Raw genomic sequence first — 21,200 nt, 5'->3', positions numbered from 1 at the left:
GAAGTTAGATGTCGATTGATGCCCACAAATCCGCCGTTCGCGAACGCGTCTGGAGCGAATTGCGCAAGGTTGCCGTGCCGGACAGCCGCTTTCACTATGATTTTGGCGAATTCATCGCCGATTTCGAAGGCGGCGAGGCGGCCGTCGAGCGGCTTGTGGACCATCCCTATTACCAGAGCGCCCGCTACATCTTCATCACCCCGGATAACTGCCTCGATCGGCTGCGCCTGAAGGCGCTGCAGGACGGCAAGACTGTGCTGATGACCACCTATTCGATCAAGCGTGGTTTCTGGCTGCTCGACCCGGCCGAAATCCCCGAGGAGATCTATCTCTACGCCTCGACGCTGGACGGGATGGAGCGCGTCGGCAAACCGCTGACGCTGGCCGAGATCGAAACCATGCCGATGGTCGACTACATGGTCACCGGCACGGGGGCGATCAACACCGAAGGCATCCGCTTCGGCAAGGGCCACGGCTTCTTCGATGCCGAATGGGGTATGCTCTACAAGCTCGGCCGCATTACAGCCGACACCCCGGCCGCCGCGGTCGTCCACGACTGCCAGGTGCTGGAGGAAGAACTGACGCCGGACGTCTACGACACCGTTGCCGACGTGATCTTCACACCGACCCGCACGATTGCCGTCGACAACCCGCACAAACCCACCTGCGGCATCCTGTGGGACCGCCTCGACCCGCATATGCTGGCAACGATCCCGCCGCTGCAGGAACTGAAGGCGATGGAGGAAGGCGTGGCCTGACTCAGGCCTCGCGGTGAAACGAGGTCGGCGCCGTCTGGGCGAGCGTCAGCGGGCAGCGCTGCGGGTGCTGGATCAGCAGCGTCATGTTCACCGGCCGGTCGTGCTGATCGAAGACGATCTGGTCGACCGTCAGCACGGCAGCGGGACGCGTCAGGTTCAGCAGTTCCGCCTCGTCCTCCTCGGCAAGCCGGGCCGAGAGCGTCGAATTGCCCTTGCCGGGGGTGATGCCGTAGCGGCCGATGAGCTCGGCATAGAGCGAACAGTCGTCCCGGTCCCAGTCGAGCTGATGAAGGTCCGGCACATCGGCGGCGGGCAGCCAGTCGATCTGCAGCGCCACCGGCTCGTCGTCGATCAGCCGCAGCCGGTGCAGCAGCACGACCTCGGCGCCGGGACGCAGCATCAGCGGCCGGCTGATTTCGAGGCCGGGCCGGTACTTGCGCAGCGCAATCAGCCGGCTCCCCGGCCGCCTTCCATTGGCCTTCGCCGTTTCCGTGAAACTCTCGAAAACCTGCAGCTCGTAGCCGCGCCCCGGCGTTGCGACGAACACGCCCTTGCCCGGATGGCTTCTCAGAAGCCCCTCCTGGGTCAGCGCCCGGATGGCATGGCGGATGGTGATGCGGCTGACGCCGAACAGCGAGACGAGTTCGCGCTCCGAGGGCAGCTTTGCCTGCACCGGCAGGCGGCCGTCGGCCATGGCGGCGCGCAGTTCGGCCTCGACCTGTGCATGCAGTGTCCCCGCATTGCGATCACGAATACTGAACCGCATGCCACTGCCGTCGCCCTCGTCCAATCCCTGTCTCCCTCTGTTGCCCCTTAGTCATAGCGACCGGATTGGCGGTCGTCTATTGACATAACTGGTTATATCCAGTCTCATGACCTCCGATCAGCGACAAAAAGCCAAAAACACACGCTGCCATCCAACAAGGGGAACGACAATATGACCAAATCAATTTTGGGGCTGACCGCCCTTGCCGCCATCGGCATTTCCATGAGTGCAGCAGACTCGGCCCGTGCCGAATCGATATCGGCCTTCTGCGCGCCGACCGAATACGAATTGTGCATGACGGCGGCGACAGCCTGGGAAGAAAAGACCGGCAATACCGTCACCATCAACAAGATGCCGGCGCTGCTCGACGACGCGATCCCGCTCTACCAGCAGCTTCTTGCCGCCAAATCGACCGATGTCGACATTCTCTTCCTCGATGTCATCTGGCTCGGCATGTTCAAGAACAACCTGCTCGACCTTTCGACGCTGATCCCGCAGGAAGACCAGGACGCCCAGTTCGAGTCCACCCTCGGCGCCGCCAAGCTCGACGGCAAGCTGGTCGCCATGCCGTCCTATATGGATGTCGGGCTGATGTACTACCGCAAGGACCTGCTCGAGAAATATGGCAAGGAGCCGCCGAAGACCTGGGCCGAGATGGAAGCGACCGCCAAGGAAATCCAGGACGCCGAGCGTGCCGATGGCAATTCCGACATGTGGGGCTATACCTGGCAGGCCAAGAGCTATGAGGGTCTGACCTGCGACGCGATCGAGCTCATCGCTTCCAACGGCGGCGGCACCATCATTGCCGATGACGGCACCGTCACCGTCGACAATCCGGACGCCGTCGAGGCGCTGAACATGGCCAAGGGCTGGATCGGCACGATCAGCCCGGAGGGCGTTCTGAACTACGACGAAGAGGCGAGCCGCGCCGTCTTCGAGGCCGGCAATTCGGTATTCCACCGCAACTGGCCCTATGTCTGGGGCACCTCGCATGAAGAGGGCAGCAAGATCATCGACAAGGTCGGTATGATGCCGCTGCCAGTTGGCAAGGCCGGCGAGAAGTCGTCCGGTTGCCTCGGCCCGATGTATTACGGCGTCACCAAATATTCGGAAAACCCCGAGGTCGCCGCCGACTTCGTCGACTTCATCACCGGCGAGGAAATGCAGAAGATGCGGGCGATCGAGGCGGCCTACAACCCGTCCATCCCGGCGCTCTACGAGGACGAGGAAGTGCTTGAGGTCCTGCCGTTCCTGAAGGACACGGTCGATGCCTTCGCCGACAGCGCCGTTCGCCCCTCCGGCTATACCGGCACCAGCTACAACCGCGTGTCGCAGGCATTCTACCGCACCGTCCACGACATCCTGGCCGGCCAGGCCGATGCCGAGGATGCGCTGCACCAGCTTGCCGGCCGACTGGAAAAGCTGAAAGAAAGCCGCTGAGGCCTGACTGCGCCGCCGGCTAACCCCGGCGGCGTCTGCCGCCGCATGCGGCCCGCACCTTTCCCATGCACATGACAAGCGGATCACTCTGCCATGGCCTCCGTTTCACTGAACGGCGTTTCAAAGTCCTATGGACACCACAATGTCATCACCGATGTCGATCTCGACATTCGCGATGGCGAATTCATCGTCTTCGTCGGCCCCTCCGGCTGCGGCAAGTCCACGCTTCTGAGGATCATCGCCGGCCTGGTTTCGCCATCAAAAGGCGACGTCGGGATCGACGGCGAGACGGTGACCGACGTGCCCGCCTCCAAGCGCGGCATCGCCTTCGTCTTCCAGTCCTACGCGCTCTATCCGCACATGAATGTCAGCCGCAATATCGGCTTTTCGCTGGAGACAGCGCGCATCGGCCGCGACGCAATCCGGGCGAAAGTCGATGGTGTCGCGAAGATGCTCAAGGTCGACCATCTGCTCGACCGATTCCCGCGCCAGCTCTCCGGCGGCCAGCGCCAGCGCGTCGCGATCGGCCGTGCATTGGTGCGCGAGCCGGAAGTCTTCATGTTCGACGAACCGCTGTCGAACCTCGATTCCGACCTGCGCATGGAAATGCGTATCGAAATCGCAAGGCTGCACGAAACGCTGTCGAACACGATGATCTACGTGACCCACGACCAGTCCGAGGCGATGACGCTCGCCGACCGGATCGTGGTGCTGAACCAGGGCCGGGTCGAGCAGATCGGCGCGCCGCTCGAACTCTACCAGAACCCCAAGAACCGCTTCGTCGCCGGCTTCATCGGTTCGCCACGGATGAACTTTGCCGCAATGACACGCCATGAAGCCGGCATTGCCGGCCCCGGCGGCTTCCGCCTCGCACCGCATTTCCGCGACGTCCTGCCGAAGCCGGCATCGATCGGCATCCGCCCCGAGGCATTGTCCGTCGTGCCGGCCGAGAGCGGCCGCATGACCGGGCTTCTCGAGCGCATCGAGGACCTCGGCCACGAACATTTCGCCTATGTGCGCATCGACGACGAGATCACTTTCGTGGTCCGCATCGCCGGCCGGCCGCCCTATGAATCCCGCCACGGCACGGTCGGTCTCGACTTTGCCGATGAAGACGTCTTCGTCTTCGACGGAGAGGAGCGCCGCCTCGTCTTCACCACGGAGGCGCTGGCATGAGCGCCAAGCTCGAACGCAGCCAGCGCCGGGCGGCATGGATCTTCCTGCTGCCGCTGATCGTGGCGATGCTGGCCGTCGCCGTCTGGCCGCTCGGCCGGACTTTCTTCTTCGGTTTCACCGATGCCTATCTCGACGATCCGAGCTTTTACGCGCTTGTCGGCTTCGACAATTTCCTCGAAATTTTGCGCGATCCCGATTGGTGGACGGCGGTGAAGAACACCTTCGTCTTTGCTGTCGTCTCGGTCGCGATCGAAACCCTGCTTGGCCTCGTCATCGCGCTGCTCCTGAACGAGGCAATCCCCGGCCGCGGCATCCTGCGCGCCGCGATCCTCATCCCCTGGGCCATTCCGGTGGTGGTTTCCACCAAGATCTGGGACTGGATGCTCAACGACCAGTTCGGCGTGATCAACCACATGCTGATCGCGCTCGGGCTGACCACCAAGGGCATCGCCTGGACCGCCGACAGCAGCCTGATCATGGGCGTCGCGATCTTCATCGATGTGTGGATGACGACGCCGTTCATGGTGCTGCTCATCCTCGCCGGCCTGCAGACCATCCCCGCCGACCTGATCGAGGCCGCCGAGATCGATGACGTGCCGGCCTGGAAGCGGCTCTGGTCGATCACCCTGCCGCTCCTCAGGCCTGCCATCGGCGTCGCCGTGCTGTTCCGCACGCTCGATGCGCTCAGGATGTTCGACCTGTCCTATGTGCTCGCCGGCAGCAACCGCGACATCATGACGGTGTCGATCTATGCCCGCGACCGACTGATCAACTGGCAGGAGCTCGGCGTCGGCTCGGCCGCCTCGACCTGGGTGTTCCTGCTGGTCGCCTTCGTCGCCATCGTCCTGATCGGCGTGCTTCGCATCGACAGGGCCGCCGGGAGATAGACCATGACAACAAGCGTTGCGACAAAACCCAGGCGCCGCTCGGCCGCCACCTACCGCCTGCAACGACGGCTGAAGAAGGCTGCCATGGCCTTCGTGCTGCTGATCGTGCTGGCCTATACGCTGTTTCCCTATTACTGGGCGATCGTCTCCTCGACCAAGCAGGGCGCCGAGCTCTACACCAGCACGTTGCTGCCGGCGCTTGATTTCAGCGCCTATATCGACCTGATCCACAATCCGGTGTTCATGGGCTCGCTGGTGAACTCCACCTATGTCGCCGTCTGCACCACCGCTGTGTCGCTGGTCCTCGGCGTCACCGCCGCTTACGCCCTCGGCCGCATCGACTTTCCGCAGAAGCGGCTGGTGATGATCCTGGTGCTGATGGTCTCGATCTTTCCGCAAGTGGCGGTGCTTTCCGGCATGTTCGAGCTGATCAACTGGATGGGTCTGTTCAACAATCCGACGGCGCTGATCTTCACCTATCTGATCTCGACCGTGCCGTTCACCACCTGGATCCTGACCACCTTCATGCGCGAGTTCCCGCGAGAACTCGAAGAGGCGGCGATCATCGACGGCTGCTCGCATTTCCGCATCCTGACGAAGATCCTGCTGCCGCTTCTCGGCCCCTCGCTCGCCTCCACCGGCATCCTTGCCTTCATCCTGTCGTGGAACGAGTTCCTGTTCGCCCTCACCTTCATGCTGACCGACAACAACAAGACCGTTCCTGTCGCCATCGGCCTGATTGCCGGCAACAGCCGGTTCGAATATCCGTTCGGCCAGATCATGGCGGCGTCCGTCACCGTGACGCTGCCGCTCATCATCATCGTGCTGATCTTCCAGCGCCGCATCGTCGCCGGCCTGACCGCTGGCGCCATCAAGGGGTAAACCATGGCAACCGACATGCTCGTCAAACTCTATGAGCTTGAGCCCGATGCGTCCGTCGCAGCGAAGATGGCGGCCGAAAACGTCACCATCCGTCCAGCGCTGGCCCCGGAAATGGCCGCGATTGCCGCATGGATCGAACCGCGTTTCGGCGCTGGCTGGGTCAGCGAGATGCAGGTGTCGATGGCGCGTCAGCCCGTCTCCTGCCTGATCGCCGTGCGCGAGGGCGAACTGCTGGGCTTCGCCTGCTATGACGCCACCGCCCGCGGCTTCTTCGGCCCGACCGGGGTGGACGAGACCGAGCGCGGCAAGGGCATCGGCCATGCGTTGCTCATCGAAACGCTGCTTGCCATGCGCAATGTCGGCTACGGCTATGGGGTCATCGGCGGCGCGGGACCAACCGGCTTCTACCAGAAGAGCGTCGGCGCCATCCCGATCGCGGATTCCGATCCCGGCATCTACCGTGGCATGCTGACGGCGGCCCATCCCTCGGATATTTCGGAATAGGCCTGTTTTCCCGGCTCTCTCATAGCGAAGCGGCATAGCTGTATTCGCGGGCATGCGACTGGTTCACCCTCGCCTTCCATGCCAGCCTTTCGGGCACGGGGCAAAGACCCCGGCGACCTGAAGCCCGGCACCAGGCCGGCGCCAACAATCCAGAGGGAAACATGCGCAACATCTCCAACATATCCCGTCGGGCACTGCTGGCGTTCGCCGCAGCTTCGGCGTTCGCCGCCTCCGCCATCACGCCCGCAATGGCTCAGGAAGTCCTGAGGCTCCACCACTTCAACTCACCGCGCTCGGCCGCGCAGGTGAAGTTTCTGGAGCCCTGGGCCAAGGCCGTGACCGAAGCCTCCAACGGCACGCTCGAAATCCAGATCTACCCGTCGATGCAGCTCGGCGGCAAGCAGCGCGACCTGTTCAGCCAGGTTCGCGACGGCGTCGTCGACCTCGCCTACACCTCCCCCGGCTTCACCCCCGGCGAACTGCCGGCGCTTGAAGTCTTCGAGCTGCCCTTCGTCGCCACCACCAATGCCGCAACCGCGCCTGCGGTGCAGGAATATTACGAGAAATATATGGCTGATAGCCTCGAGAAGGGTTACCGGCCGCTAGTGTTCCACACCTCGATCTCGACGGCGCTGCACACGACGAAGAAGGTTGAAAAGCCGGAGGACCTCGAAGGCCTCAGGCTGCGCGCGCCGAACCGCGTGGTGGGCGACGTGCTGGCCGCCGCCGGCGCCGGTGTCGTCAACGTCGCCGTGCCGGACCTGACCCAGAGCATCGACCGCGGCCTGATCGACGGCACGCCGATGGCCTACGCCATCGCCAATATCCTGAAGATCGGCGATGTCACCAAATATCACACCGACCTGCCGCTCACGACCGTGGTCTTCATGCTGATGATCAACGAGAAGGTCTATGAAGCCCTGCCGGCCGAGGCAAAGGCCTCCATCGACGCCAATAGCGGCCTCGACTGGTCGAAGAAGCTCGGCAAGATCTGGGATGAGGACGAAGTGCCCGCCAAGGAAGCAATGGTGGCCGCCGGCGGTGAGGTCATCACCCCGGACGCCGCGTCGATGACTGCCTTCGAAACCCTGGCCAAGCCGGCCATCGACGACTGGATTGCCAACACGACGCTTCCCGAAGGCGATACCGGCACGCTCTATCAGGACGCCGTCGACCTCGTGAAAAAGTACGCAGCCGAATGAACACGCTGCAGCAGAGGCTGCAGGAAGCGGAGCGCCGCGCCGGGAAAATCTCGGCGGCGCTCTGCCTTGCCGGCGGCATGATCGTCATCGGCATGGCCTTCTTCACGGCCTTCGACATCTTCTGGCGCTCCCTGACGCGCCACGGTGTGCGCGGCGATTTCGAGATCATCGAATTGCTGTCGGCCTGGTCGGTGTTCCTGTTCTTTCCCTATGCCCAGCATGTCCGCCAGCATATCGCCGTCGATTTCGTCACCAACCGGTTTCCGGAAGCCTTCGGTGCGGTGCTGCAGAAGCTTGTCGACCTTCTGGTCGCGGCCACGGCGGCGTTCATCACCTGGCGGATATGCGCCGGCCTCGTCGACGCGCGCGAGCACCAGGAAATGACGATGATGCTGCGCATGCCGATCTGGATCATGTATGTGCCTGCGATTTTCGGCTGGGCCGGTTTCGCCGTGATCGCCTGCCTCCAGGTTTTCGTGCCCGGCGTAAAGGACGTGCATCATGAGTGATCTTCTGTTCGCCGGCCTGATGCTGTTCGTGCTGTTCTGCGCGATCGCTATCAGGATCCCGGTCGGTATCGCCATGCTCGTCGTCGGCGGTCTCGGCTATATGGAGATGACCAGCTTCAACGCGCTGATCTCATTCCTGAAATCCTCCGTCGTCGGCCGCGTCGCCAATTACGACCTCTCCGTCATCACCCTGTTCGTGCTGATGGGCGAGCTTGCGACGCAGTCGGGCCTTGGACAAAAGTTCTTCCGCGGCGCCAACGCCTGGGTCGGCCATCGCAAGGGCGGGCTCGCAATGGCCTCGATTGCCGGAAGCGCCGGTTTCGGCGCCATCTGCGGCTCCTCGCTTGCCACGGTCGCGACCATGACCCGCATCGCGCTGCCGGAAATGCGCCGTTACAACTATCCCCCGGGCCTTGCCACCGGGGCGCTTGCCGGTGGCGGCACGCTCGGCATCCTGATCCCGCCGTCGATCGTGCTGGTGATCTATGCGCTCCTGACCGAGCAATCGGTTTCCGACCTTTTCGCCGCGGCCCTTCTGCCCGGCGTTCTGGCGACGCTGCTCTATCTCGCCGTCGTCGCCATCGTCGCACGGCGCCAGGACGGCAGCGTGGCCCGCAGCGAACCGCTGCCGCTTCGCGTCCGGCTGAAGGAAACGCTCGGCGTGCTACCGATGCTCGGCGTCTTCGTCTTCATCATGACCGGCATGTATGCGGGCCTGTTCACGCCCACCGAGGCCGCCGCCGTCGGCTCCGTCGCGGTCGGCTTTTTGTCCTTCGCCTTCGGCATGCGCTGGGCGGGGCTGAAACAGGCGATCCTCAACACCGGCGCCACCACGGCGATGTGCTTCCTCATCCTGATCTCGGCCGAGCTCTTCAATTCCTTCCTGGCGCTGAGCCGCCTGCCGATGGAACTTGCCGGTCTCACCCAGTCGCTCGCCCTGCCGCCGCTCGGCGTCGTCGCTGCCATGCTGCTGATTTACCTGGCGCTCGGATGCGTGATGGACAGCATGTCGACCATCCTGCTCACCGTGCCGGTGTTCTTCCCGATCGTCATCGGGCTCGACCTCGGCATGAGCGAGACCGCGATCGGCGTCTGGTTCGGCATTCTGGCGCTGATGACCTGCGAGATCGGCCTCATCACCCCGCCCTTCGGCCTCAACGTCTTCATCATTCATGGCCTTGCCCGCGATGTGCCGATGACGACGATCTTCCGCGGGGTGTTTCCCTTCTTCCTGTCCGACCTCGTGCGCGTCGGGCTGGTGCTCGTCTTTCCCGCCATCGCGCTTTTGATCCCCGGACTTTGACCTTCAAGGAGACTTCCATGGACGCTCTCGGTTACCGCAAGAAAATCGGCATCGTCATGCCCTCGACCAACACATCGGTGCAGCCGGAATCGGATGATCTGCGCGTGCCCGGCGTCACCAATCACGTCGCCCGCATCGCCATCCAGGAAAGGCCGCTTTCCAGCGAGCAGGCCTTCATGGAACACGTCGCCTCGATGAAGGCGGGGATCGGCGAAGCGATCGACCGGGTGATGACCTGCGGCCCCGACCACCTGATCATGGGCGTGGCGCTCGAAGCCTTCTGGGGCGGCGTGAAGCAGGCCGAATCCCTGATCAGGGAGCTTGAGGAGCGGTCCGGTGTCGGCGTCTCGATGGGTTCCAATGCCATGTCGGCGGCGCTGACCGCCTTCGGTGCCAAGCGCATCGGCGTTCTCACCCCGCACCAGCCGCGCGGCGATGCAATGGTGCGTCTCTATTTCGAGGAGGCCGGTTTCGAGGTCATCAATCTCAAGGGCCTGAAGTGCCAGTCGCCGCGCCTGATCGCCCACACCACCGCCGCTGAAATCCGCGCCGGTCTGCGCGAGGTCGATGGCGAAAATATCGACGCGCTGGTTCAGGTCGGCACCAATCTCGCAGGCGGCGCCGTCTGCGCCGAGGCCGAACGCTGGCTTGAAAAGCCTGTGCTCTCGATCAACGTCGTCAGCTACTGGCACGCGTTGCGCGCCGTCGGCATCGAAGACCGCAAGCCGGGCTTCGGCCGCATTCTGGAGGAATTCTGATGGCCGATCCGGTCGTAATCGTCGGCGGTGGTCCCGTCGGCATGACGGCGGCCTTCTTTCTCGGCCGCGCCGGCATCGAGGTTACGGTCCTCGAAAAGCTCGTCGAACCCTATGACGATCCGCGCGCGGCGACCTTTCATCCGCCGACGCTGGAAATGTTCTCCGAAAGCGGCGTCACCGACCAGCTGCTGGCGCTCGGCATCCCGACGCCGCACTGGCAGTTCCGCGACAAGCAGGAAGGCATCATCGCCGAGTTCGACCTGGCACTGCTCGATGACATCACCCCCTATCCCTTCCGCATGCAGTGCGAACAGCACAAGCTGGTCGCCGTACTGGAGGAAAGGCTGGCTTCGATGGATAACGTCACCGTGCTGCGCGGCGTCGAGGTCTCGGGGCTGAACGAAGATGCCGAGGGCGTCACGATTGCGACCTCCGCCGGTGATTTCCACGCTTCGTGGGTCATCGGCACGGATGGCGGGCGCTCTGTCGTGCGCAAATCGAGCGGCATCGGCTTCGAGGGCTTCACCTTTCAGGAGCGCTTTCTGGTGATCACCACCAGCCACGATTTCGAAACCGACGGCTTTGCCTATTCGAGCTATATCTCGGACCCGGAAGAGTGGGCGGCTGTGTTCAAGGTGCCGGGACCCGATGGCAAGGGCCGCTGGCGGATGACGTCGGCGACCGTGCCGGAGGCGGACCCTGAGATGCTCTTGAGCTTCGAGAACGCTCAGGCCAAGCTGCAGCGCTTCCTGCCCAGTGCCGATCCCTATCCGGTGCTCCACACCAATCTCTATACCGTCCACCAGCGGGTCGCGACCCGCTTCCGCAAGGGCCGGGTGCTGCTCGCCGGCGACGCCTCCCACGTCAACAATCCGCTCGGCGGCATGGGCATGAACTTCGGCATCCACGATGCCGTCAACCTGTCGGAAAAGCTCGTCGCGGTTCTCGATGGCGCCGATGACAGCCTGATGGACCTCTACGACCGCCAGCGCCGCCATGTCGCCGAGCACTTCCTGCAGGCGATGACCATCCGCAACAAGAAGACGCTGGAGGAAAAGGACCTCGGCCGCCGCAACGCCATGCTCGCCGAAATGCGCGCCACCGCCGCCGATAGGGACAAATCCCGCGCCCACCTGATGAACACCGCGATGTTCGCAAGCGTTCGCGCGGCTGCGGCGGTGGAGTGAGGTTGAAGGTTGCGACACCACAATCTCCCCCCTTGAGGGGGAGATGCCCCGACAGGGGGCAGAGGGGGGTGAAACCTTTCCGAGAGCACGCGATTGCAGCTTACCCCCTTACCCCTCTCTGTCGCTTTCGCGACATCTCCCCCTCAAGGGGGGAGATTGATCGAGGCTTTGCGGAAAGGGTTCAGTTTCAGGAATGCAGGCGGTGAAAGCGCTGCCCTCAGCGCCGGTTGCGCAGGCCGCCGTCGAAGTCGACAACATTACCCGACATATAACCGAGCGCCGGCGAGGCCAGTGAGACGATCAGACGGGCGACTTCTTCCGGTGCGGCGAGGCGGTTGAACGGCAGGTTGGCCAGCACCTCGCGCCAACGTTCTTCATCCCCGTACATGCTCTTCGCCCGGCCGCGCGCGACCTTCTCGACGCGTTCCGTGCCGGTGCCCGCCGGATTGATGCCGAAGACGCGGACGTTCCAGTCTGTCGAGCGGGCGCCGAGCGCCTCGGTAAAGGCGATGAGGCCGGCATTGGCCGTCGTGCCGGCGATGTAGTCGTAGCGCGGCGCGCGGCCGAGATCGCCGATGATGTTGACGATGGTGCCCGACTGCCGCGCCTTCATCGCCTCCAGAACGAGCTGTGTCAGATGGATATAGCCGAACACCTTGAGCTTAAAACCCTGTTCGATCGTCGCGATATCGAGGTTGAAGATATCGCCGCCGGGGATGGCGCCGGCATTGTTGACGAGGATATCGACCGGGCCGGCTTCCTCGACAAGCCGCACGCGCTCCGATACTTCGGAGAGGTCGGCGGCAATCACCTTGACGTCGAAGCCGGCAAGCCTTTCACGGGCCTCTGCCAGCGTGTCGGCGGAGCGGGCGGTGAGGATCAGCCGGCAACCCTCGCGGGCGAAGGCTTCCGCTGCGGCGAAGCCTATTCCCTTCGAGCCACCGGTGATGAGGACGGTGCTGCCCTGAAGCTTGAGGTCCATCAGGCAGCATCCGCCTTGCGCCGGGCCTGCTGGTGAGCATGCCGCATCTCGTGCATGATCTCGGCCTTGTAGGCGACGAATTCCGGCGACGTCAGGTCGTCGATGCTGCGCGGACGCGGCAGGGTGATCGCAATCTCACGGGCGATATGCGCCGGACGTGCCGACATCACGCAGATCCGGTCAGCCAGCAGGATTGCCTCGTCGATATCGTGGGTGACGAAGACCACGGTGATCTTGTGCTTTTGCCAGATCGACAGCAGCAGTTCCTGCATGGTGAGCCGGGTCTGCGCATCGAGCGCGCCGAAGGGCTCGTCCATCAGCAGCGCGCGCGGCTGCATGATCAGCGCGCGGGCGATGCCGACGCGCTGGCGCATGCCGCCGGAGAGCTGCGAGGGATAGGCATTACGGAAGTCCGTGAGGCCGACCATTTCGAGCATGGCATTGACCTCGGGCTCGAAATTGCTGCGCACCGAACCGGCGATCCGCCGGCCGAAGGCGACATTGTCGAACACGGTCAACCAGGGAAACAATGCCGCCTCCTGAAACACCACGGCGCGCTCCGGCCCGGGTTTGGCGATCGGTCCGCCGTCAAAGCTGACGGTACCCTCGGTATTGCTCTCGAAGCCGGCGAGAATGTTGAGAAGGGTCGACTTGCCGCAGCCCGACGGCCCCAGAAGCGCGACAAATTCGCCTTCCGCGATCGAGAGATCGACATTGTCGAGCGCACGCACAGGCGGCGTTCCGGGATAGGTCTTGGCGACGTCGCGGATTTCGATATTGGCCATCAGACGTTCTTTCAGCGTGCGCCGGCGACAGCGCGCCAGTTGAGAAGCCGGTATTCGACGAAGAGGATGATACGGTCGCTGAGGAGCCCCATCAGGCCGATGGTCGCCATGTCGGCGATGACGATGTCCATGCGGCCGACGTAGTAGGCGTCCCACAGCACATAGCCGAGGCCGGATTTGACCGCGACCATTTCGGCCACGATCACGGCCGTCCAGCCGATCCCGAGGCCGATCCTGAGGCCGGTGAAGATCGACGGCAGCGCCGAGGGCACGACGACGCGCATCAGCACGCCCTGCCGGCTGGCGCCGAGCATGCGGGCGGCGCGGACGAGGTTCTTGTCGACATCGCGCGCACCCTGCGTGGTGTTGATGACGATCGGGTAGAAGGCGCCGAGCGCAATGAGGAAGATCGCGCCGAAGCTGCTGATGCCGAAGACGGCAATCGAAAACGGCAGCCAGGCGGTGATCGGTACGGGCCTCAGCAGCTGGATGGTCGGGTCCACCGCCTGCGCGGCAAGCCGGTTCCAGCCGATGATGATCCCGGTCGGCACCGCGATCACGATGGCGACGGCGAAACCTTCGGCCACGCGAATGGTCGAGAAGCGGAGGCTTGCCCACCACGTGCCACTATAGGGGTTGAGGCCCATACCCTTCGAGCCGAAGGCCCAGGTTTCCCAGCCTTTCAACACCTTGGCAGGCGTCGGCAGGACGCCGCCGAACAGGCTGCCATTGGTGCCGCCAAGCTGCCAGATGACCAGCACGACGACCGGCAGGACCAGTGCAATCAGGGTTTGCCGCGCGCTCTTGCCACGCAGCCAGCCCAGCGCAGAACGCCGTGCTGCCGGTTCGCCCGCGCTGACGTTGCGGGGGATTGCGCCTGTCTGTTCCATTCTCTGCTTTCCATTCAAAAGGCGGGGCGGGCGAACCCGCCGCCGCAGCTCGGGATCAGTAGGACTTTGCTTCCTCGACGATGGTCTCGTCGAAATGGTCCGGAATGTCGCCGGAGACGTCTTCCTGGATGACGCCGAGATCGGCAAAGGCCTTCGCCTGGCGAGCGGCCTGTTCCGGCGTGACGACCGAGCCGAGCGTGATCGCCTTGGAGGCTTCCTTGGCGAGATCGAGATCAAGGCCGGTGAGTTCGGCATAGGCCTCGGCAAAGGCTTCCGGATCATCGGAAAGTTCCTGCTGCGCCTTCAGATAGGCCCAGACGAAACGGACGACGGCATCACGCTTGGTCTCCAGTGCGTCCTTGGACGCGACCATCATGCCGAGCTCGGCGCCGACAGATTCAGACTTCGAGTAATCGAGATCGGTGGCGAAGTGGCCGTAGCCTTCAAGCACGGGGATCGATTCGAAGGGCTCCCAGGTGATGATCGCATCGACATCGCCGCGCTGCAGCGCCTGGTCGAAGGCGGCGCCGCCGCCCTGGATGTTGACGGATTCGAAGCTGTCATAGGGAACGCCCGCCTCGATCAGCGTCGCGGCGAACTGGAACCAGACGGCCGAACCCGGCGCAATGCCGATCTTCTTGCCTTCGAGATCTTCCCAGCTCGAGAGCTCCACGCCGTTGCGCACGATCGGATATTTCGCCGACGAGCCGACACCCATGATACCGACGACACTGTCGGAGCCCTGGGAAAGTGCGATCGGCAGGTCCGCAGGGCCGACGGTCGCGATATCGAGCGAGCCGGCGATCAGTGCCGTGCGGGTATCGGCATAGCGGGCAAACTCGGCCATTTCGAGTTTGACGTTGAGCGGATCGAGATACTGCTGAACGAGTTCCAGCGGCGCCAGATGGCCAACCTTCTGGTAACCGACGGTCAGCGTCACCGGCGCATCGAGCGGCGCCGGATCGGCGGCTTCGGCGTTAAACATCGGCACGGCGGAAAGGCCCGCCGACAGCGCGGCCATGGCAAAGATATTCGGGAAAAATTTCATCAATCACCTCTGGAGTTTATTATTGCCCCGCCGGCGACCGGTGCTGTTCTCAGCCCACGCCGGTTCGGCGACGCCTGCGTTTCTTTCGCGGTCCGTAAACTAAACATCGCAGGTGGCGGAGCCGTCCATGGCGCGGCCGCTCTAGCAGCTATGCCGGAACGCGCTTCTTCGGGGGCGAGAGGGACGGACTTCACGCGGGCTCGGTGGCCGTTTCCGCCCGTTCGGCGATGGCGGAAGCGGCGGCGATCTCCGTCTGGATGGCGCGGCGCACTTCGCGCATGGCTGCGGTGAACGGCCGGTTCGGCACGCTTGCCATCAGCATCACGTTCAAAAGCTCGGGGCTGGCGATGCGCCAGGCCGAAAAGTCGCCATCGGCGAGCTGACGGCCGACACAGCCGATCGGCAGCACGCTGAAGAAGGGCTCGACCTGGACGAGCTTGGTGATCGCCGCGATCGCATCGATCTCCATCTCGATATTGACCGGCACGTGCAGTTCGCGGGCAGTGCGGTCGATGAGGCGGCGCAGGCCATGGCTGTCGCCCTGGAGGATCAGTGGCAGGCGGGCGGCATCCTCGAACGATATCTTGCCGATCCGCCCGGCCGGGTCCGGCAGCCCGTTTGCCGCAGAGGGCTTGCCGACCAGATAGAGCGGCTCCGACATCAGCGGCTCGAGCAGCAGGCCCGCCGTCTGGCGGGACTCATGGATGATGCCGATATCGATCTTGCCGGCGGTCATCCACTCGCAGATATGACCGGAAAGGCCGTCGATGATGTGCAGCTTGATGCCCGGAAACTTGCGGCGAATGCCGATCAGAAGCGAGGTCGTGATCATCGCGCTGACGGAGGGCGGCATGCCGACCGTCACCGTGCCCGTCGGCGCGTCGTTGTCTTCGGAAAGCTCGGCGCGGATCTTGTCGAGATCGTGCAGCACGCCATCGGCGACACTCAGGAAACGGCGGCCGGCATCCGTCAGCGCCACGCCGCGGCCATTGCGATAAAACAGCTTGGTCGCAAGCTCGCTCTCGAGGCGGCCGACCTGGCGGCTCAGCGCCGGCTGCACTACCATCAGGTCGCTCGAGGCCTTCGAGAAACTTCCCGCGCGGGCGACCGCACAGAAATATTCAAGCTGCTTCATTTCCATGAATGCTCCTTCGGGCATAGCTGTTAGGCCGGCGAGATCGGCTCACAAGGCGAATTGCCCATAATAAGTTCAGCGGCATGGAGAACCTGCTCCAGGGCACGGTTTCTCTCCCGCTGAAATGACATATGCAAATTTTGCGCCAGTTTGACCGAGAGAGTAGCGAATTCTCGCAGCCGCCGTGGTCGGGCTGCCGCCTACGAGAAGGGAACAGTCCATGATCGCCTCCAATCCGCGCATCCCCTATCGATTGGCTGACGACAAGGACGCCCTTCCCGCCTATGACGGCCGCCGCATCGTTGTGCAGTTCGTGGTCAACATGGAGCACTGGCGCTTCGATCATCCGATGCCGCGCGGCATCAGCACGCCGCCGCAAGGCCGCGCCGCCGTTCCGGATATCCCGAACTTTGCCTGGGCCGAATACGGCATGCGCGTCGGCATGAAGCGGTTCTTCGATCTGTTCGAGGGCATGAACATCTCGGCCTCGGCAAGCCTCAACGCCAATGTCATCGACGTCTATCCGGAGTGCGCGGAGAAATCGCTGGCGCTCGGTTGGGAATTCATCGGCCACGGCCTCTACCAGCAGGCCGTCCACACAGAGCCGGACGAGGCCGACATCATTGCCCGCAGCCTCGACCGCCTGAAGGCCTTTACCGGCGTCGCCACCCGCGGCTGGCTTGGACCGGGCCTCGGCGAAAGCATCAAGACCCCCGACATCCTGAAGAGCCTCGGCATCGACTATATCCTCGACTGGGTGCTGGACGATCGGCCCTGCCACATGGAGACCACGGGCGGCCCGCTCATTTCCGTGCCCTACACGCTCGAGCTCAACGACAGCACGGTCTATGCCGTCGAAAAGCACCGGACCGGCGAATTCCTCAACCGCGTCAAGCGTACGCTTGCCGCCTTCGACCGCGAGGAAAGCGCGGGCACCACGATCATGACCGTTGCCCTGCATCCGCATCTGATGGGCGTGCCGCATCGGATCACCGAACTGGTGGAAATGGCCGAGGTGCTGGCGGCCCATCCCGACGTGACCTTCGCCCAACCGGGAGACGTCGCGAGCTGGTTCATGGCGCTGACGGCCGAAGCAGCACGCGAAAGGGCCTGAGCCCATGGCGACGAAGGAACACGCAATCGCGCTGGCGCTCGCAGCAGGCCTCGAACGGGTGGTGGCGATGGACGAGGCCGATATTCTGAACGCGGCCGAAAGTGCCCTCGCCTTCCGCGCCGCGCTGACCACCATGGACCATCCGGCCGACGAGCCCTGGCCGCCGATGCGCACCGCTCTCCCGAAAGACGGAGGCGACGATGGCCGCACCTGAATTCGCCTCGGTTTCCGAGATCGGCGCGGGCTTTCGTGCCGGAAGCCTCTCGCCCTTTGAATATGTCGCCCATCTTGCGGCCGGGATCGAACGGCTCGACCCGCTGCTTTCCGCCTTCATCCGCTTCGACGCGGATGAGGTGAAGGCAGAGGCGGCGCGGGCCACTGAAGAGTTGCGTCAAGGCAAGGACCGTGGCCCGCTCCACGGTATTCCGGTGGCGCTGAAGGATATCATCGATGTTGCCGGCGTGCCGACCACCTGCGCCTCGGCTAGCAGGCTCGATGCCGTGGCCGAGCGCGATGCCCATGTCGTCTCACGCTTGCGCGCGGCGGGTGCCATCATCTTCGGCAAGACCAATACCCATGAATTCGCCTGCGGCCGGCCGAGCTTCGACCTTCCGGCGCCGCCCGCGCGCAATCCGTGGAACCTTGACCATCATCCGGGCGGTTCGTCCTCCGGTTCCGGCGCCGGCGTTGCGGCTGGCCTGTTTCCGCTGGCGCTCGGCACCGACACCGGCGGCTCGGTCCGCCATCCGGCAAGCGCCTGCGGCATCGTCGGCTTCAAGCCGACCTATGGCGCCGTCTCCCGCCGCGGCGTGTTTCCGCTGGCCCAGACTCTCGACTGCGTCGGTGCGCTTGCCCGCACCACCGCCGATGCCGCCCTTCTCATCGACACCATCGCCGGCATCGACGCTGAAGAGCCCTCCACCGTCGCCATGCCGTGGCAGAGCTGCCTCGGCGCCGGAGACCTGTCGCTGAAGGGCCTGCGTGTGGGCTATATCCGGCACTTCCACACCGAAGACATGGTCGCGCCCGAGGATACGGCCGTGCTGCTCGATGCGGCCGCAGCGACCTTCGAGACGCTGGGCGCCGAGGTCCGCGAAATCCGGCTGCCGCCGCTTTCCGCCTTTTTCGCCGTCAACCGCATCATCCTGTCGGCGGAAGGTTTTGCCATCCACGCCGATCATCTGCGCACGCGCCACGAGGATTACGGCCGGCTGACGCGGCGGGCGCTGCTTGCCGGCGCCTTCCTGTCGGCCGAGGACTACGTGCGGGCGCAGAAGGAGCGCAAGCGCCTGATCGCTGCCGTCGAAACCGCTTTCAGGGACTGCGACATCCTGATATCGGCAAGCTCCATGGAAGCTGCCGCAAGACTTGACGACCCTGCAGAGACCGCCCGCACCTACACCCGCCAGGCCCGCACGCCGTTCAGCGTCACCGGCCACCCGGCGATGTCGGTGATGGCAGGGCTGTCGCACGAAAGCCTGCCCATCGGCCTGCAGATCGCCGCACGCGCCTTCGAAGAGCCGTTGCTGGTCAAGGCTGGTCGCGCCTTCGAGGCGGCCCGTGGCCTGCCGCTGGCCCCGCCGCCCCTTGAGGGTCACGCAGAGTGACCCTTGCCCGGCCAATAGTTCTGCGGATGTTCGCCACGACCATTGCCGCGGCGATCGGCGGCCTCGTCGCCGATGCGCTCGGCCTGCCGCTCGGCTTCCTCATCGGCGCGATGTTCGCGGTGGCAGCACTCTCGCTCATGAACCTCCCGGTCGCCGTCATTCCGAATGGCAGGCAGGCGGCGCAGGGCCTGATCGGCATCGGCGCCGGGCTCCGCATGACGCCGGAGGTCGCCGAACGGCTCGTCGGACTGCTGCCCGTCATGATCGGCGCTGCATTATCCGTCATCCTCTGCGCCTGCCTGATTTCCGTTGCGATCGCAAAGCTGACGCGGCTTGACGCCGATACGGCCTTCTTTTCCAGCCTGCCCGGCGGCATCGCCGAGATGGCGGTGCTCTCCGAGCGCTATGGCGGCAATCCAGGCCTCGTCTCCATCGGCCAGTTCCTGCGCATCCTCCTGGTGACGCTCGCCGTGCCGCAGATCGTGATCGCCCTGAAGAACAGCGACCTCACCGTGGCGGCCCCTGTCACCGCCGCCGTGCCGGTCCAGTGGCTGCCGCTGGTCGGTATCTGCCTCGTCGCGCTGCCGCTGGCGCTCGGTCTTTCGAGGCTTAAAGTGCCGAATGCCTGGCTCCTGTCCGGCATCATTGCCGGCGCGGTGCTCGCCATCACCGAATGGCAGCGCACCAGCGTGCCAGTCACCGGCCTCGAGATCGCGCAGATCGTCGTCGGCATGTCGCTCGGTGCCCGCTGCACCCGCGCGGTATTCCGCGACGGCTACCGGACGCTACCGGCAAACGTGATCGGCACCCTCACGCTGATCGGCTTTGCGACACTCGCCGCCACGCTCATCGGCACCGTGTTCCACATCGATATCGTCTCGCTGGTGCTGGCGCTGGCGCCGGGCGGCATCGCCGAGATGTCACTGGTCTCGGCACAGGTCGGTGGCGATACGGTGCTCGTCGTCGCCTTCCATCTCGTCCGCGTCATCATGGTGCTCACGCTCGCCGTGCTGCTGAAGCGCATCTTCACCGGCAGGCTCTCGGCCAGCTGAGCCGCCCGCGGCCTCGTCGTCATCCAGGCTTCATCAAACTGTCATGTAAAGTGACTACTGCGAAACCCGGTGAAAACGAGCGCTCGCAGGGGGAACATGCTGACGGCTGCCGACACACTATCGAAACACCGGTCTGTTGCCGGTGCGCGCGTGGTCGCGGACGGCGTCGGCAAGCGCTTCGGCGAGACCGTTGTCCTGCAATCGATCGACCTTGCGATCGAACCCGGTGAGGTGATTGCGCTGCTCGGACCTTCAGGCTGCGGCAAGACCACGCTGCTCAGGATGATCGCCGGACTGTCGGGACCGACGTCGGGCCGTATCGCCATTGGTAGCGATATCGTCGCCGATGCCGCCTCCGGCCGGCAGGTCCCGCCTGAAAAACGCTCCATCGGAATGGTGTTCCAGGATTACGCGCTGTGGCCGCACATGACGGTTGCAGGCAATGTCGCCTTTCCGCTTGAAATGAAGCGCGTACCCGCGGCCGAACGCAAGGCCCGCGTTGCCGATGCGCTGAGCCTCGTCGGGCTTGAGGCCTATGGCGAGCGCCCGCCGGCAACGCTTTCGGGCGGCCAGCAGCAGCGGGTGGCACTTGCCCGCGCCATCGTCTCGCGTCCCTCCGTGGTGCTGTTCGACGAGCCGCTCTCCAATCTCGACCGTGAGCTGCGCGAACAGCTCGTGGTCGATATCGCAGCCCTCATCCGCTCTCTGGGCCTGACCGGCATCTACGTCACCCATGACCATGCCGAGGCCTTCGCCATGGCCGACCGTGTCGCGGTGATGGCCAATGGCCGGCTCATTCAGGTCGCACCGCCCGAAGAGCTTGTCGCCGCGCCCGCCAATGCCGACGTCGCTGCATTTTTGAAGCTCGGACTTCTGCTGCCGTCGGAGAAGAATGGCAGCAGCGTCGTGCTTGAAACCGGTGGTGAACGGCTGAACGCGCCGCATGGCTTCGCCGGCGCCGATGGTCCGGGCCATCTCTTCGTGCCGCGCCGCGCACTCGCGCTCACCGAGCCGGAAGCGGGCCTTCTTCATGGCACCGCCGTCCACGCCATGTTCCGTGGCGAGGACTACACCACCCGCATTCGCCTTTCGAACGGCCTCGATCTCGATCTTGCAGGCCCAACCCGCCTTGCCGACGGCGCCAGGGTCGGCATCACCTTTCCCTTCGACGCGGCAACATGGTTTCCCGCGCCCACCCGTCCATGATCCCCAACC

22 protein-coding genes are annotated in these 21,200 nt (G+C 64.3%); 16 read left to right on the top strand and 6 right to left on the bottom strand.

Annotated features, from left to right (window positions below; genetic code table 11):
- Positions 1 to 8: 8 nt before the first annotated feature.
- Positions 9 to 758, top strand: coding sequence for a 5-formyltetrahydrofolate cyclo-ligase (locus tag TM49_RS06840; protein ID WP_045680131.1), 750 nt, complete (start codon positions 9 to 11; stop codon positions 756 to 758).
- A 1-nt stretch (position 759) separates the two neighbouring features.
- Here the strand turns inward: TM49_RS06840 and TM49_RS06835 are convergent, their stop codons facing one another.
- Positions 760 to 1,524 carry a GntR family transcriptional regulator gene (locus TM49_RS06835; RefSeq protein ID WP_045684893.1) on the bottom strand — a complete coding sequence of 255 codons (765 nt, stop codon included), beginning with the start codon at positions 1,522 to 1,524 and terminating at the stop codon, positions 760 to 762.
- A 222-nt stretch (positions 1,525 to 1,746) separates the two neighbouring features.
- On the opposite strand from TM49_RS06835, the gene TM49_RS06830 reads away from it, so the two are divergent.
- From TM49_RS06830 to TM49_RS06785, 10 genes are all read left to right on the top strand, one after another.
- Entirely contained in the window at positions 1,747 to 2,964 is a 1,218-nt protein-coding gene (locus TM49_RS06830; protein WP_425283287.1) for an ABC transporter substrate-binding protein, read from the top strand.
- Positions 2,965 to 3,057: 93 nt separating this feature from the next.
- Entirely contained in the window at positions 3,058 to 4,140 is a 1,083-nt protein-coding gene (locus TM49_RS06825; protein WP_045680128.1) for an ABC transporter ATP-binding protein, read from the top strand.
- Positions 4,137 to 5,027: a carbohydrate ABC transporter permease gene (locus TM49_RS06820; RefSeq protein ID WP_045680127.1), complete on the top strand. Its 891-nt coding sequence runs from the start codon at positions 4,137 to 4,139 to the stop codon at positions 5,025 to 5,027. Before TM49_RS06825 ends, TM49_RS06820 begins: the two co-directional genes overlap by 4 nt.
- Before the next feature lie 3 nt (positions 5,028 to 5,030).
- Complete coding sequence (locus tag TM49_RS06815) at positions 5,031 to 5,909, top strand: carbohydrate ABC transporter permease (protein WP_045680126.1); 879 nt, start codon at positions 5,031 to 5,033, stop codon at positions 5,907 to 5,909.
- 3 nt (positions 5,910 to 5,912) lie between these two features.
- A complete protein-coding gene (locus TM49_RS06810; protein WP_045680125.1) occupies positions 5,913 to 6,413 on the top strand; it encodes a GNAT family N-acetyltransferase in 501 nt (166 codons plus the stop codon).
- Between the two features lie 161 nt (positions 6,414 to 6,574).
- Positions 6,575 to 7,615 (top strand): TRAP transporter substrate-binding protein, encoded by a 1,041-nt coding sequence (locus TM49_RS06805; protein WP_052699734.1) that lies wholly within the window; start codon positions 6,575 to 6,577, stop codon positions 7,613 to 7,615.
- Positions 7,612 to 8,124, top strand: a complete 513-nt coding sequence (locus TM49_RS06800; protein ID WP_052699733.1) for a TRAP transporter small permease — start codon at positions 7,612 to 7,614, stop codon at positions 8,122 to 8,124. The genes TM49_RS06805 and TM49_RS06800 overlap by 4 nt, the downstream gene beginning before the upstream one ends.
- On the top strand, positions 8,117 to 9,427 hold the full coding sequence (locus tag TM49_RS06795) for a TRAP transporter large permease (RefSeq protein ID WP_045680123.1): 1,311 nt from the start codon (positions 8,117 to 8,119) through the stop codon (positions 9,425 to 9,427). Before TM49_RS06800 ends, TM49_RS06795 begins: the two co-directional genes overlap by 8 nt.
- Positions 9,428 to 9,444: 17 nt before the next feature.
- Entirely contained in the window at positions 9,445 to 10,185 is a 741-nt protein-coding gene (locus TM49_RS06790; protein ID WP_045684889.1) for a maleate cis-trans isomerase family protein, read from the top strand.
- A complete protein-coding gene (locus TM49_RS06785) occupies positions 10,185 to 11,372 on the top strand; it encodes an FAD-dependent monooxygenase (protein ID WP_045680121.1) in 1,188 nt (395 codons plus the stop codon). The genes TM49_RS06790 and TM49_RS06785 overlap by 1 nt, the downstream gene beginning before the upstream one ends.
- Before the next feature lie 217 nt (positions 11,373 to 11,589).
- Here TM49_RS06785 and TM49_RS06780 read toward each other — a convergent pair whose 3' ends face one another.
- The 5 genes from TM49_RS06780 to TM49_RS06760 form a co-directional block, all read right to left on the bottom strand.
- Positions 11,590 to 12,354, bottom strand: coding sequence for a short-chain dehydrogenase/reductase (locus TM49_RS06780; RefSeq protein ID WP_045680120.1), 765 nt, complete (start codon positions 12,352 to 12,354; stop codon positions 11,590 to 11,592).
- A complete protein-coding gene (locus TM49_RS06775) occupies positions 12,354 to 13,139 on the bottom strand; it encodes an ABC transporter ATP-binding protein (protein WP_045680119.1) in 786 nt (261 codons plus the stop codon). The genes TM49_RS06780 and TM49_RS06775 overlap by 1 nt, the downstream gene beginning before the upstream one ends.
- A gap of 11 nt (positions 13,140 to 13,150) precedes the next feature.
- Positions 13,151 to 14,029: an ABC transporter permease gene (locus TM49_RS06770; RefSeq protein ID WP_082074644.1), complete on the bottom strand. Its 879-nt coding sequence runs from the start codon at positions 14,027 to 14,029 to the stop codon at positions 13,151 to 13,153.
- Positions 14,030 to 14,084: 55 nt separating this feature from the next.
- Positions 14,085 to 15,077 carry an ABC transporter substrate-binding protein gene (locus tag TM49_RS06765; protein WP_045680118.1) on the bottom strand — a complete coding sequence of 331 codons (993 nt, stop codon included), beginning with the start codon at positions 15,075 to 15,077 and terminating at the stop codon, positions 14,085 to 14,087.
- Between the two features lie 190 nt (positions 15,078 to 15,267).
- Positions 15,268 to 16,218 carry a LysR family transcriptional regulator gene (locus TM49_RS06760; RefSeq protein ID WP_158498613.1) on the bottom strand — a complete coding sequence of 317 codons (951 nt, stop codon included), beginning with the start codon at positions 16,216 to 16,218 and terminating at the stop codon, positions 15,268 to 15,270.
- A 214-nt stretch (positions 16,219 to 16,432) separates the two neighbouring features.
- Here TM49_RS06760 and TM49_RS06755 point away from each other — a divergent pair, with 214 nt between their 5' ends.
- The 5 genes from TM49_RS06755 (at position 16,433) to TM49_RS06735 (ending at position 21,191) form a co-directional block, all read left to right on the top strand.
- A complete protein-coding gene (locus tag TM49_RS06755) occupies positions 16,433 to 17,326 on the top strand; it encodes a polysaccharide deacetylase family protein (protein WP_045680116.1) in 894 nt (297 codons plus the stop codon).
- A gap of 4 nt (positions 17,327 to 17,330) precedes the next feature.
- The gene (locus TM49_RS06750; RefSeq protein WP_045680114.1) at positions 17,331 to 17,540 is read left to right on the top strand and encodes a hypothetical protein; all 210 of its coding nucleotides are present in this window, start codon (positions 17,331 to 17,333) and stop codon (positions 17,538 to 17,540) included.
- Positions 17,527 to 18,933: an amidase gene (locus TM49_RS06745; RefSeq protein ID WP_045680112.1), complete on the top strand. Its 1,407-nt coding sequence runs from the start codon at positions 17,527 to 17,529 to the stop codon at positions 18,931 to 18,933. The genes TM49_RS06750 and TM49_RS06745 overlap by 14 nt, the downstream gene beginning before the upstream one ends.
- A 26-nt stretch (positions 18,934 to 18,959) precedes the next feature.
- Positions 18,960 to 19,985 (top strand): AbrB family transcriptional regulator, encoded by a 1,026-nt coding sequence (locus TM49_RS06740; protein ID WP_045680110.1) that lies wholly within the window; start codon positions 18,960 to 18,962, stop codon positions 19,983 to 19,985.
- 96 nt (positions 19,986 to 20,081) lie between these two features.
- The gene (locus TM49_RS06735; protein ID WP_052699731.1) at positions 20,082 to 21,191 is read left to right on the top strand and encodes an ABC transporter ATP-binding protein; all 1,110 of its coding nucleotides are present in this window, start codon (positions 20,082 to 20,084) and stop codon (positions 21,189 to 21,191) included.
- The last annotated feature ends 9 nt before the right edge of the window (positions 21,192 to 21,200 follow it).

The organism is Martelella endophytica (genome assembly GCF_000960975.1).
Lineage (GTDB): Bacteria > Pseudomonadota > Alphaproteobacteria > Rhizobiales > Rhizobiaceae > Martelella > Martelella endophytica.
Note: the sequence above shows the minus strand (reverse complement) of the source record. Positions and strands in the feature narration are given on the sequence as shown.

Excerpts from the sequence above, each read along its gene's own strand:
- TM49_RS06840 (WP_045680131.1), top strand. The coding sequence starts at position 9 with ATGTCGATTGATGCCCACAAATCCGCCGTTCGCGAACGCGTCTGGAGC.
- TM49_RS06835 (WP_045684893.1), bottom strand. The coding sequence starts at position 1,524 with ATGCGGTTCAGTATTCGTGATCGCAATGCGGGGACACTGCATGCACAG.
- TM49_RS06830 (WP_425283287.1), top strand. The coding sequence starts at position 1,747 with ATGAGTGCAGCAGACTCGGCCCGTGCCGAATCGATATCGGCCTTCTGC.
- TM49_RS06825 (WP_045680128.1), top strand. The coding sequence starts at position 3,058 with ATGGCCTCCGTTTCACTGAACGGCGTTTCAAAGTCCTATGGACACCAC.
- TM49_RS06820 (WP_045680127.1), top strand. The coding sequence starts at position 4,137 with ATGAGCGCCAAGCTCGAACGCAGCCAGCGCCGGGCGGCATGGATCTTC.
- TM49_RS06815 (WP_045680126.1), top strand. The coding sequence starts at position 5,031 with ATGACAACAAGCGTTGCGACAAAACCCAGGCGCCGCTCGGCCGCCACC.
- TM49_RS06810 (WP_045680125.1), top strand. The coding sequence starts at position 5,913 with ATGGCAACCGACATGCTCGTCAAACTCTATGAGCTTGAGCCCGATGCG.
- TM49_RS06805 (WP_052699734.1), top strand. The coding sequence starts at position 6,575 with ATGCGCAACATCTCCAACATATCCCGTCGGGCACTGCTGGCGTTCGCC.
- TM49_RS06800 (WP_052699733.1), top strand. The coding sequence starts at position 7,612 with ATGAACACGCTGCAGCAGAGGCTGCAGGAAGCGGAGCGCCGCGCCGGG.
- TM49_RS06795 (WP_045680123.1), top strand. The coding sequence starts at position 8,117 with ATGAGTGATCTTCTGTTCGCCGGCCTGATGCTGTTCGTGCTGTTCTGC.
- TM49_RS06790 (WP_045684889.1), top strand. The coding sequence starts at position 9,445 with ATGGACGCTCTCGGTTACCGCAAGAAAATCGGCATCGTCATGCCCTCG.
- TM49_RS06785 (WP_045680121.1), top strand. The coding sequence starts at position 10,185 with ATGGCCGATCCGGTCGTAATCGTCGGCGGTGGTCCCGTCGGCATGACG.
- TM49_RS06780 (WP_045680120.1), bottom strand. The coding sequence starts at position 12,354 with ATGGACCTCAAGCTTCAGGGCAGCACCGTCCTCATCACCGGTGGCTCG.
- TM49_RS06775 (WP_045680119.1), bottom strand. The coding sequence starts at position 13,139 with ATGGCCAATATCGAAATCCGCGACGTCGCCAAGACCTATCCCGGAACG.
- TM49_RS06770 (WP_082074644.1), bottom strand. The coding sequence starts at position 14,029 with ATGGAACAGACAGGCGCAATCCCCCGCAACGTCAGCGCGGGCGAACCG.
- TM49_RS06765 (WP_045680118.1), bottom strand. The coding sequence starts at position 15,077 with ATGAAATTTTTCCCGAATATCTTTGCCATGGCCGCGCTGTCGGCGGGC.
- TM49_RS06760 (WP_158498613.1), bottom strand. The coding sequence starts at position 16,218 with ATGGAAATGAAGCAGCTTGAATATTTCTGTGCGGTCGCCCGCGCGGGA.
- TM49_RS06755 (WP_045680116.1), top strand. The coding sequence starts at position 16,433 with ATGATCGCCTCCAATCCGCGCATCCCCTATCGATTGGCTGACGACAAG.
- TM49_RS06750 (WP_045680114.1), top strand. The coding sequence starts at position 17,331 with ATGGCGACGAAGGAACACGCAATCGCGCTGGCGCTCGCAGCAGGCCTC.
- TM49_RS06745 (WP_045680112.1), top strand. The coding sequence starts at position 17,527 with ATGGCCGCACCTGAATTCGCCTCGGTTTCCGAGATCGGCGCGGGCTTT.
- TM49_RS06740 (WP_045680110.1), top strand. The coding sequence starts at position 18,960 with ATGTTCGCCACGACCATTGCCGCGGCGATCGGCGGCCTCGTCGCCGAT.
- TM49_RS06735 (WP_052699731.1), top strand. The coding sequence starts at position 20,082 with ATGCTGACGGCTGCCGACACACTATCGAAACACCGGTCTGTTGCCGGT.